Source organism: Streptomyces sp. IBSBF 3136 (assembly GCF_036815105.1).
Classification (GTDB): domain Bacteria; phylum Actinomycetota; class Actinomycetes; order Streptomycetales; family Streptomycetaceae; genus Streptomyces.
Genome location: NZ_JAJSZC010000256.1, coordinates 1 through 10,260, shown reverse-complemented (window position 1 = coordinate 10,260; position 10,260 = coordinate 1). Strand labels below are relative to the sequence as shown.

Here is a 10,260-nt window from a genome sequence, read left to right as displayed (position 1 = left end):
CCCCCCCCCCCCCCCCCCCCCCCCCCCCCCCCCCCCCCCCCCCCCCCCCCCCCCCCCCCCCCCCCCCCCCCCCGGCCGGTCACGACGCGTCGAGCACCGTGCCGGTCAACTCGAGCCCCCCGGGCCGCGGTCGGTCGGTCCGGTCGTCGAGCTGCTGGAACCGCACCGACTCGGCCGGCTCCGTCACGCGGTCCTTGACGGTGGGGATGGTGATGTCCGTACTGGTGCTGCCCGCGGGGATGCCCACCCACAGGAAAAGGCCCCCCGGCAGCTTCGACAGCGGCCGCTCCGGGTCGGGCGACGCGCCGCTGGTCTCGCCCAGCCAGCGCGCGGACACGTCCTTCGTGGACAGCTCGGGGCCGGCGGCCGGCGCGACGGCGGTGAATGCCGTGCCCATGTCGATGTCGACGGGCTCGGACAGCGACACCCGCCACTTCAGGGACTTCCCCTCCGTCACCCGGTCGGCGAGCGGGGTGACGGTCATGGCGGGTGCCGGGTCGTCGTCGTGCACGGTGATCCCGCCCCGGTAGGAGCCGACGACCGCGCCCCGGACCGCCTTAACGAGGATGTCGTACGTCATGTCGGAGCCGTAGCGCGTGTTGCCCTTCACCACGACCGGCACGTCGATGTCGTGGCCGCCCGGGTGCACGGTGACCAGCCGGTCCTTGCCCTGGCCGGTGACCGGGTCCAGGACGTAGACCCGAACCTGGCCGCTGCCGTGGCCCGACACCTCGACCGGCACCCGGTAGGTGCGCTCGCCGGAGTCGCCCTCGGCGACGGTGGTCCGGCCGACGTCCACGCGCGGCAGCTCGGCGGGGCGCCCCGCCGGCAGCCCCGGCCGCCAGCCCCACGCGTCCATCAGCCAGGCCCGCCCGGAGCCCGAACGCGGCGTCAGCGCGAGGGACTTGATCGTGTGCAGATCGAGCCCGGCGCGGTGGGCCGCGGTCAGCGGCACCCGGATCTCGCGCGCCCAGTAGGAGGCGGTGCGCTCGCTGCCCGGCAGCCCGTCGATCGCGACCTTGCCGAGGACCGCCTTGCGGCCCGAGGCGTCGGTGACGGACACGTCCAGACGGGTGCCCCGGGAGTTCGGCGGCACGAACAGGCGCAGCGCCAGGGCCTTGTCACCGCTCAGCGAGACCGGGTTCTTCACCCGCACCCGCGCGGGGGTGCCGGCACGGGTCCAGCGCAGGGCGACGGCGCGCCGCCCGGCCTCGCGGTCGGTCTCCCACTGCGCGAAGTGCGGCGAGCTGCCCTTGGCGCCCTGTCCCAGGCAGGTCCTGGCCGGTGCCGGGTCGACCGCCGCGCACAGCCGGGCGCCGGTCACGGACACCCCGCCGTCGGGCAGGAACCCGGCGTCACGGCGTCCGCCCACGGCGTGGGTGAGGACCCGGGCCGGGTCCGCCGACGGCGCCCGCCTGCCGGAACCGTCCAGCAGCGGCCGTACCCGGTCGTCGCCGGAGAGGAACACCCGCGCGGCGGCCGCGATGTAGGTCGAACCGGCGCGGTGCTGCTGGGCGGCGGTCAGCCGGGTGGCGGTGTGCTTGGAGCAGACCGGGTCGCGCTGCTGCGGGTCGTCCGGGAAGTCGTCCTCGGCGGGCGCGGTGGCCTGCCCGGGCGTCCACTCGGAGTTGAAGAAGTTGTGGTTGGCGCCGATGACGTAGACCGCGCTGTGCAGGGCGCCGCCACGGCTGACGGCGCGCGTGCCGTCGACGTACACCTCGCCCTGGAGGTCGGAGACATCGCCGTCGCAGCCGGGCAGGATGGTCGCGGACGGCACGTCGGGCACCGGGTTCTGGCCGAAGACCGTGGGGCCGATCAGGACCAGGCCGCGGATGGTCCAGCGCACCGCTCCGTGGTAGCCGTCCTGCGCGGCCGGCGGCGGGTAGAGGCTGTCCAGCGCCGCCCGGTTCACGCCCTCACCGCCTCGCGAGTGGCCGATCAGCATGACCCGGGACAGATCGGCGCGGGGTGCGTCCCGCACCACGGCCGGTGCGGTCTCGGGGTGTTCGGCCCAGTCGGCCCACCGGGCCAGGTGCAGCCGCACCAGGGAGGAGCGCGCCTGGGCGCCGCCGTCCTCGGCGGCCCAGTCCTGGCCGTTGATGCCGTTCGCGGAGATCGAGACCGTCAGATACCCCTGGGAGGCCAGCAGTTTCTGGTCGCGCAGGTAACCGCGGTGGCTGGGCACCGGCTTCGTCCCGGCCGCACAGGGCCAGTCACCGGTGATGTCGTGCCCCTTGTAGCACGTGTAGTGGCGGCCGTGCAGGAACAGCGCGAGCGGGCGCGGCCCGCGGGCGCCGGTCGGCGCGACGACCACCGCGCGCATCTCGACCGGGGCGGCGAAGCCGGGCAGCCGGACCGACTTGAGCCGGTACTCACCGGTCGTCGTGTGGTACGAGCCCGGTCTGCCCGGGTCGACGGCGTTGGCCGGCAGCGGTGCCGGCGGGCGGGCCGCCGAGGTCGCCGGGGCATGGCCGGTGACGTCCAGCCGGCGGCCGCCGGACCAGACCTGGAGTCCCCGCAGCCGCCCGGGGTGCTCGCCGTCGAGTCGCAGCCGGAAGGTGCGCCCGTCCTCGGCCGGCCGGGGTATCCCCAGCAGCCGTCCGCCGGAACGGAACTCGACCCGCGCGTCGCCCATGGGCACCGGCCGGTCCGACCGCCACACCAGCTGCGGCGCCGACCGGCCGCCGGCGATGCCCCACCCGGGTGGCAGCGTCCCGTCGGCTCCTGCGGTCGACGTCCCTGCCGTGGAGTGTGGTTGACCTTGGGCGACTGCCGATCCCGGGGACGCGCCCGCCACCGCGAGCAGCGCGGCGGCGGCGATCCAAATGCGCCGGGCACGGACCACAGTTCCTCCTCTGTTCCCGACTCGGGCGTCCCGGCTGTCCCGGGCGCCCCTCGCCCCCGGAGGACGGGAAGGAGACTCTGTGGGTTGCCTGTGAAGGCCAAGTGTTCGATCAGAGGTAGGAGTTGGCCGGAAAGGTGGCGACGGCGGCCGGAACGGCCGCGGGGCCGTGGCCGGTTCGGCCGGCGTGCCCTCAGGTCCAGGCGCGGTACGGCTCGTCCAGCAGCTGGAAGACCGGTTCGCCGCGCACCGGGTCCTTGGCCGTGGACAGCCGCACACGGTCGCCGCTGTGGATGCCGACGGGCGGACCCATGACGCGGCCCCGGACGACGAATCCCTCGGCCATCTCTATCAGGGACACGTTGCGCGCCGCGGGTGTGTTGCGGTGCACGACGGTGGAGTGGCGCACCGTCCCGCTGCCCTCGCTGCGCTCCGTGCGCAGCTCGCTGCCCTGACAGACCGGGCACAGCAGCCGGTGGTACATGGCCGTGCCGCACCAGGTGCAGCGCTGGTAGTGGATGGCGTCCCTGGAATCCGAGGAAACGGGATCGAGGAGGCCCGCCGCGGAGCCGCCCGCCGAATGCGAGGTGCTTGCTGAGTGGTGGTACACGCTGGTCAACTCCCTGCGCTCGGCCGGAATCCCGCGCGCCCGGCGCGAACCGCGCACGCGTGTGCCCGGTCGAGGTGCCACCGTGCACGTCGACAGAGTATGGCACTCAGTGTCACTCGTAAAGGCACTCCGTACCCCGAATCTGCGAAGACTCTGTGGGGGTGCGGTCCTGCCGAGGGTCGGGGGTCGGGTGCGCCGGGTCAGTCGCGGCCGAGCACCGTCTCGAACTCCCGGACGACCCGCCACAGGGGCGCGTCCCGGCGGGCGACCAGCACCACCACGTCCTCGGCGCCCTCGCCACGCGGGTGGACCGCGCCGGGGTCCTCGGGCGCCTCGTGGCCGAACGCGGCCTGGACGTATCCGAGGGCGTGGTCCACCGCCGCGCCCGCGTCGTCCTCGCCGTCCGAACGCAGCCAGGACCGCAGCGCGTTGTTGTGGGCGGCGACGACCGCGGCCGCGACGACGTCGGCGCGCAGCGTCCCCCCGGGCCGGTCCGCGAACCGCCCGCGCAGGTACCCGGCGAGCGCGCGCTCGTAGCGCCACACCACCGACAGCTCGTACGCGCGCAGCCCCGGCACCTTCTTGGTGAGTCGGTAGCGCTGCACGGAGAAGGTCGGGTTCTCCGCGTACATCCGCAGCACCAGCCGGGCCGCGTCGCACACCCGCCGCACCGGCTCGTCCTCCTCGGCGCCCGCGGCGAGGAACGCGGTCATGTCGGCCAGGCAGCGCTCGTGGTCGGGGAAGACCACGTCCTCCTTGGAGGGGAAGTAGCGGAAGAACGAGCGCCGGCCCACTCCGGCCAGTGCCACGATGTCGTCCACGGTGGTCTGCTCGTACCCGCGTTCGAGGAAGAGCTGGAAGGCCGCCGCCACCAGGGCGTCCCGCATCGGCGGCTTCGCGGCCGGCGCCGCGCTGCTGGAGCTCATGGACGGGAACGTAGCACCCCCACCCACGTCGATGGCACTCAGTGCAGTGTCGGAGCGCGGACGGGGGAACTGAGTGCTCTGCCGCTCGCGCGGCCTGCCGGGCCCCAGGCCAGCGTGACCACCACCGGCAGCTTCTCGATGCCGTTGACGAAGTTCGAGCCCACCCGCGGGACCTGAACCCCTCCTCCTCGGCCTCGAATCGTACGAAGAGCCGGGCCGGGGACGAGTGCGGCCGCACCCGGACGTAACCTTTCTGCATCCCGCGCCGGCACGGTGCGGCGCGCCCGAGGAGAGACCCCATGCCCACCGCCCGCCCCCGTGTCCTCTACGTCACCGACCTGGCGTACCCGGCCCGTGGGCGCCGGTACTGCGACGAGGACATCCTCCTCACCTCCCGGCTGCGCGAGCACTTCGACCTCGCCCTGTGCCACCCGCTGGACGCGGCCGCGCTGATGGACGCCCACGACGCCGTCGTCGTCCGCAACAGCGGACCCGTCCTCGGCTACCAGAAGGAGTACGACGCGTTCCGCGCGCGGGCGCTCGACGCCGGCACCCTGGTGTACAACCCGCTCACCGGCAAGGCGGACATGGCCGGCAAGCAGTACCTGGTCGACCTCTCCGCGGCCGGCTTCCCGGTCATCCCGACCGTCGACCGGGCCGAGGACCTGCACCTGCTGCCCACGACCGAGCGGTACGTGGTCAAGCCCAAGCTGGGCGCGGACTCGCTCGGCCTGCGCATCGTGCCCGCCGGCGGCCTCACCGGCCTGCCCGGGCTCGCCGACGGCGGCCTCCTCGTCCAGCCGTGCGTCGACTTCGCCCACGAGGTGTCCTTCTACTTCGTGGACGACGACTTCCAGTACGCGCTGTACGCCCCCGACCCGCGGCGCCGCTGGGAGCTGCGACCGTACGCGGCCACCGCCGCCGACCTGGAGTTCGCCCGCCGCTTCATCGACTGGAACGCCCTCGGCCACGGCATCCAGCGCGTCGACGCCTGCCGCACCCGGGACGGCGGACTGCTGCTGGTCGAACTGGAGGACCTCAACCCCTACCTCTCCCTGGACGCCCTGCCCGAGGAGGACCGGGACGCCTTCGTCACCGCCCTGACGGCGTCGCTCAGCCGCTTCGTGCACGGGGAGCGGGAGGCGCTCGTCCCCGCCTGACGGCACCGGCGCCGTGCCCGCCGGCCGAGCTGAACGAGGCCGCCGCGCACGCCGTATCTCATTCCGGGGACCGCGGGCGCCCAGACCCGCGAGGGACGGAAGGAGAGCAGGGTGCCGACACCGCCCGAGCCCGAACGGCCCGGCCCCGGACCGGTCCTGGAACCCGTCCGCGTCCTGCGGCTGCGCCGCTTCGACGCCCTCGCGGAGCTGATGCGCGAGACGTACCCGGAGCCGGAGGGCTACGAGTCCTTCGGCGGGGCGCCCCGGCCGGGCACCGCGGGCGGTCCGTCCCGTCCGGCCGAGGACGAGACACAGGAACTGCCGCCCTTCCCCGGCGACGCGCAGCCCCCGCCGGGCGGCGGCACCCCCGGCTCCGGCCTGCGCCGTGCCGCCGTCGCCGTGGCCGTCGGGGCGGCCGCACTCGTCGGCTTCGGCTGCGCCCTGCTGCTCCCGGCCCGGCAGGAGGCGGGCGCGGCTGTGCGGCCCTCGCCGTCCGCCACCCGGGAACCCGCCACGCCCGCACCGGCCGCCCCGGCACCGGCCACACCCGCCACCACCGCCACCGGCGACCCCGACGGCGCCGGCACCCTCCGCCAGGGCGACACCGGCCCCGAGGTCACCGAACTCCAGCAGCGCCTGCTGCGCATCCCCGACGTCTACCGGGACGGCTCGGCCGACGGCACCTACGACGCCGTCCTCACCGCCGCCGTCGCCCGCTTCCAGCTCTGGTACGGCGTCAGCGGCGACGAGACCGGCGTCTACGGCGACGACACCCGCCGGGCCCTGGAGTCCCGCACCGGCCCGGCCGGCGGCTGATCCACCGGCCCCCGGACGGACCTCCTCCGCAAAACTCCCCGTCCGGCGCATCGGCCCGGCGTCCCGGGGCACGCTGAGGATGCGACGACGGAGCGGACGGGAGCGCAGTGGCATGGCGGACGTGGACGACTTCTTCCACCGGCTGGACCCCGACATGTGCGTGGTGACGGCCGTGGCGGGTGGTGAGCGGGCCGGCTGCCTGGTCGGCTTCGCCTCGCAGTGCTCCATCCGGCCGCCGAGATTCGCGGTGTGGCTGTCCAAGGAGAACCGCACCTACCGGGTGGCGCGGGCCGCGCACTGCCTCGCCGTCCACCTCCTCACCCGCGACCAGCGGGACCTCGCGGTGGTCTTCGGTGGCCAGACCGGCGACGAGGTCGACAAGTTCGCCCAGGTCGACTGGTGGGAGGGCCCCGGCGGCGCGGCCGTGCTGACCGGCGCGGCGGCCTGGCTCGTCGGCGACATCCTGCACCGCACCGACGGCGGCGACCACGTCGGCTTCGTCCTCGACCCGCTGCGGTGGGGCGAGGGGCCCGGCGGCCCGCTGCTGCGGCTGTCCGAAGCGCTCCCGATCACCCCGGGTCACCCGGTGGACTGACCCGGCTCGAACACCGGGCAACGCCCCGGAAAACCCCGGCCCGGCGTCCGGTCGGCCGGCCCCACCATGGCACTCGTCCGCGGCCTGCGCGGACCCGCCCCCGCACCACGACCGAAGGCCACGCCGATGACCGGCTCCCGCATCCCGGGCCTGCTAGTGCCCGCCGCCCTCCTGCTGGCCCTGGTCGTCGGCGTCTGCTGGTACTGGCGACACCGCGGCGACGACTGACGCCCGGTCTCAGTCCCCGCCCCGGTCGCCGTCCGGCATCCGGATGTCCAGTACGCACACGTCGTCGCGCCGCTCGTCCGGCAGCATGCTGCCCAGCAGCGCCTCCAGGGCGCCGGCACCGTGGCGCTCGTGGTCGCGCACCGCGTCGGCCAGGCGGTCGAAGCCCGCGTCGATGCCCTCGCCGGTGCGCTCCACCAGACCGTCCGTGTACAGCAGCAGCCGGTCCCCGGGCTCCAGCCGGATCTCCGCCGACTCGAAGACCGGTCTCGCGCTCGCGCCGAGCAGCATGCCGCCCGGGCGCCCCAGATAGCGCACCTCACCGCCGCGCACGAGCAGCGGCGGCGGATGCCCCGCCTGCGCCCAGGTCAGCACGTGCGTCCCGGGGTCGTAGCGGGCGAGGACCATGGTGGCCGTGGCCCGGCTGTCCCGCGAGTGCAGCAGCAGCCGGTTCAGCCGCGCCAGCGCGTCGGTGAGCGAGGAGCCCGTACTCACCATGCCCTTGGCGGTGAACCGGAGCTGGGCCATCGTCGCCACGGCGCCGATGCCGTGGCCCGCCACGTCACCGACCACGAACAGGGCGGCGTCGTCGGGCAGTTCGATCGCGCTGAACCAGTCGCCGCCGACGTGGATGCCGGACTGGGCGGGCAGATAGGCGACCTCGATCCGCAGCCCGGCCAGCAGCACCGGCTTGCTGGGCAGCGGCAGCAGGGCGTGCTGCAACCGGGCGGCGAGCGCCCGTTCGGCCTGCAGCACCCCGCGCTGCAGCAGCATCGCGCGCTCGCTCTCCACCAGGGCGAGTTCGGCGCTGCGCTGCGCGGTGAGGTCCTGCATGAAGCCGTGCACGTCGGCGGCGGTGCCGTCCGGTTCGGTCACGGCCTCGGCGACGATCCGCAGGTGCCGTACGCCGTCCGGTGCCTCGACACGGAACGGCACGTCGAACGCCCGTGCCCGCTGGACGAGTTGGGCGATCGCGTGGGCCAGCGGATCGGCGTCCTGGGGCAGCACCAGCTCGGGCAGCCGCTCCAGCGGGACCGGTCCGAGCGCGGGGTCGCGGTTGAGGACGGCGTACGTCTGCGGGGACCAGGTGATCTCCTGGGTGACCAGGTTCCAGTTGGCCCAGCCCAGGTTGCCCAGACGCTGGACGTCGGACAGGCGCTGTTCCTGCCGCTCGGCGGGGTCGTGCCGCAGCCAGGTCACCAGCAGTCCGTCACCGAGCGGGGCCGCCCGCACCGAGTAGGTGGCGGTCACCGGCACCCCGTCGGAGACGTCCTGGTAGGCGAACGGCTCGCTCTCGAAGGGCGCACCGGTCATGAGCGCGTCCAGGTAACCCAGCCACAGCGGCTCGCCCGCGACGGACGGATAGCTCTCCAGCACGTGGCTGCCCACCATCTCCCGCCCGGTGCGGCCGAACACGTCGACCGCCTCGGCGGAGGCGGCGTCGATGCGGTAGTCCTCCACCTCGCCGGAGACCGCGCGCAGCGGAGTCAGCAGGATGGCCGCTCCCGGCAGCGCGTCGAGCACGGACTGCACGCTCCGCGCGGTGTCGTGGTCGGCACCTTCCCGAGGGGCGTCGAAGGCGCGCAGCCGGCCCGCGCACAGCCGGGCCACGGCGCGCAGCAGTTCCCGCTCGCGGGGCGCGAACGCCCCGGCCGGCCGGCGCAGCACACCGAGGGCGACCCTCGCGGTGTCACCGCCGGGCACCGGGAGCCAGGCCCTCGACCGCCACCGCTCGGGATCGCCGATGACCAGGTCGCGCAGCCGGTCCGTGGCGACGTCCTCCAGCCAGCGCGGCTCGCCGGCCTGAAGGGTGTCGACCGGCGGGACCCCGCTCAGTGGCGGCACGTGATGCCACTGCGCGGCGAGGGTCGCGCCGAGCCCCGCGTGCCCGATCAGGTCGAGTCCGCTGCCGTGCTGCCGCTCGTACAGCAGCACGGCGTCCGCGCCCATCTCGGGCGCCAGGTGCTCCAGCAGGCTCTCGGCCAGCTCCTGCGGGGAGCCGACGCCGACCAGGTCCCGGCCGACCTGGCCGAGCACGTCCACCAGATCACCGGTGGCGGTGGGCCCGGGCTCCCAGGACACGGTCGCGGAGCGGCGCGCGTCCACCGCTTCGGCGGGCTGCCGCTCGGTGGTCACCAGGCTGCCGAGCGTGAGCCAGCACTCCTCCAGCAGGGTGCGGTTGCCGCTCTTGGCGCGGTGCAGCAGCTCCTCGTGGGCGGCGTCGGGGGTGCAGCCGGTCGTCGCCATCAGGGCGCCCTTGGCCCGCTCCAGCACCGCCGAGGTGGCGGCCGCGTCGCGCAGCCGTGCCATCTCGGCACGCTGCCGGGCCACGACCTTGGCCAGTGCCACCAGATCGGCACCGGCGCCGGGGTCCACAGGGGGCGCTGGCTCGCTCGTCACGCGATGAGCATTGCACATCTCGGGCCGTTCGATCACTCGTCTGCCACGTCCGGCTTTCCCGGCAGGATACGTCCGGCTTTTCCGGAAAAGAGGGCCCGCCCGCACGCGGGACCCCGCTGCCCGGCAGGGGTGCCCGAAGGGGACCGAGCGGGCGGGAAAGACCCCGGGAGTGCCGCCGTGCGGGCCGTCAGCGGCCGGTGCCGCGCGCGGCCAGCGCCTCGCTGACCGCGCGGACGCTGCGCGCGATGTGCTGGAGCTGGAGCACCTCGGCGGCGTAAAGCTTGATCGTGTGTTCGATGACCGACTCGGGGATGCCGAGGACGGGCAGCTCGGCCCGGGCCGTCTGCAGCGCCGTCCGCGCCACCCGGATCTCCTGGTGCACCTGTATCTGGGCGTGCCGGGCGAGCAGGACGGGGTGCCGCATGAGTGCGGGGTAGCTGCCGTAGCGCGCCGGGATCAGGTCGCGCAGCCACTTGGCCGCCGAGCGTTCCCAGTCGTAGCTGCCGGGCGTCTTGACCTGGCAGGGCCAGTCGGGGCTGAGGCGCATGGTGGTCAGGGGCATGATCATCGCTTCCGGTGTGCGGCGTCGTGAGGGTGTCCGACGGTGTGGGGGGGGCCCCCCCCCCGGGGGGGGGGGGGGGGCCCCCCCCGGGCCCCCCGCGGGGGGGGCCCCCCCCCCCCCCCCG

9 protein-coding genes are annotated in these 10,260 nt (G+C 74.9%); 4 read left to right on the top strand and 5 right to left on the bottom strand.

Translation table 11 applies throughout. The features are described from left to right. Positions 1–79: 79 nt before the first annotated feature. The 3 genes from V7E45_RS34935 to V7E45_RS34925 form a co-directional block, all read right to left on the bottom strand. Positions 80–2,845, bottom strand: coding sequence for a hypothetical protein (locus tag V7E45_RS34935; protein ID WP_333778277.1), 2,766 nt, complete (start codon positions 2,843–2,845; stop codon positions 80–82). Positions 2,846–3,035: 190 nt separating this feature from the next. After that, on the bottom strand, positions 3,036–3,452 hold the full coding sequence (locus tag V7E45_RS34930) for a Zn-ribbon domain-containing OB-fold protein (RefSeq protein WP_333778276.1): 417 nt from the start codon (positions 3,450–3,452) through the stop codon (positions 3,036–3,038). 200 nt (positions 3,453–3,652) lie between these two features. Continuing rightward, positions 3,653–4,378 carry a TetR family transcriptional regulator gene (locus tag V7E45_RS34925; protein ID WP_333778275.1) on the bottom strand — a complete coding sequence of 242 codons (726 nt, stop codon included), beginning with the start codon at positions 4,376–4,378 and terminating at the stop codon, positions 3,653–3,655. Between the two features lie 299 nt (positions 4,379–4,677). Between V7E45_RS34925 and V7E45_RS34920 the strand changes: the two genes are divergently transcribed. From V7E45_RS34920 to V7E45_RS34905, 4 genes are all read left to right on the top strand, one after another. Further along, on the top strand, positions 4,678–5,538 hold the full coding sequence (locus V7E45_RS34920) for a hypothetical protein (protein ID WP_333778274.1): 861 nt from the start codon (positions 4,678–4,680) through the stop codon (positions 5,536–5,538). A gap of 111 nt (positions 5,539–5,649) precedes the next feature. Then, positions 5,650–6,354, top strand: coding sequence for a peptidoglycan-binding domain-containing protein (locus V7E45_RS34915; RefSeq protein ID WP_333778273.1), 705 nt, complete (start codon positions 5,650–5,652; stop codon positions 6,352–6,354). Positions 6,355–6,466: 112 nt separating this feature from the next. Continuing rightward, a complete protein-coding gene (locus V7E45_RS34910; protein WP_333778272.1) occupies positions 6,467–6,949 on the top strand; it encodes a flavin reductase family protein in 483 nt (160 codons plus the stop codon). A 66-nt stretch (positions 6,950–7,015) separates the two neighbouring features. After that, positions 7,016–7,177, top strand: a complete 162-nt coding sequence (locus V7E45_RS34905; RefSeq protein ID WP_333778271.1) for a hypothetical protein — start codon at positions 7,016–7,018, stop codon at positions 7,175–7,177. Between the two features lie 9 nt (positions 7,178–7,186). Here V7E45_RS34905 and V7E45_RS34900 read toward each other — a convergent pair whose 3' ends face one another. Together V7E45_RS34900 and V7E45_RS34895 are read right to left on the bottom strand one after the other, a co-directional pair. After that, the gene (locus V7E45_RS34900; protein WP_333778278.1) at positions 7,187–9,592 is read right to left on the bottom strand and encodes a SpoIIE family protein phosphatase; all 2,406 of its coding nucleotides are present in this window, start codon (positions 9,590–9,592) and stop codon (positions 7,187–7,189) included. A gap of 169 nt (positions 9,593–9,761) precedes the next feature. After that, positions 9,762–10,142 carry a hypothetical protein gene (locus tag V7E45_RS34895; protein ID WP_333778270.1) on the bottom strand — a complete coding sequence of 127 codons (381 nt, stop codon included), beginning with the start codon at positions 10,140–10,142 and terminating at the stop codon, positions 9,762–9,764. Positions 10,143–10,260 lie beyond the last annotated feature (118 nt).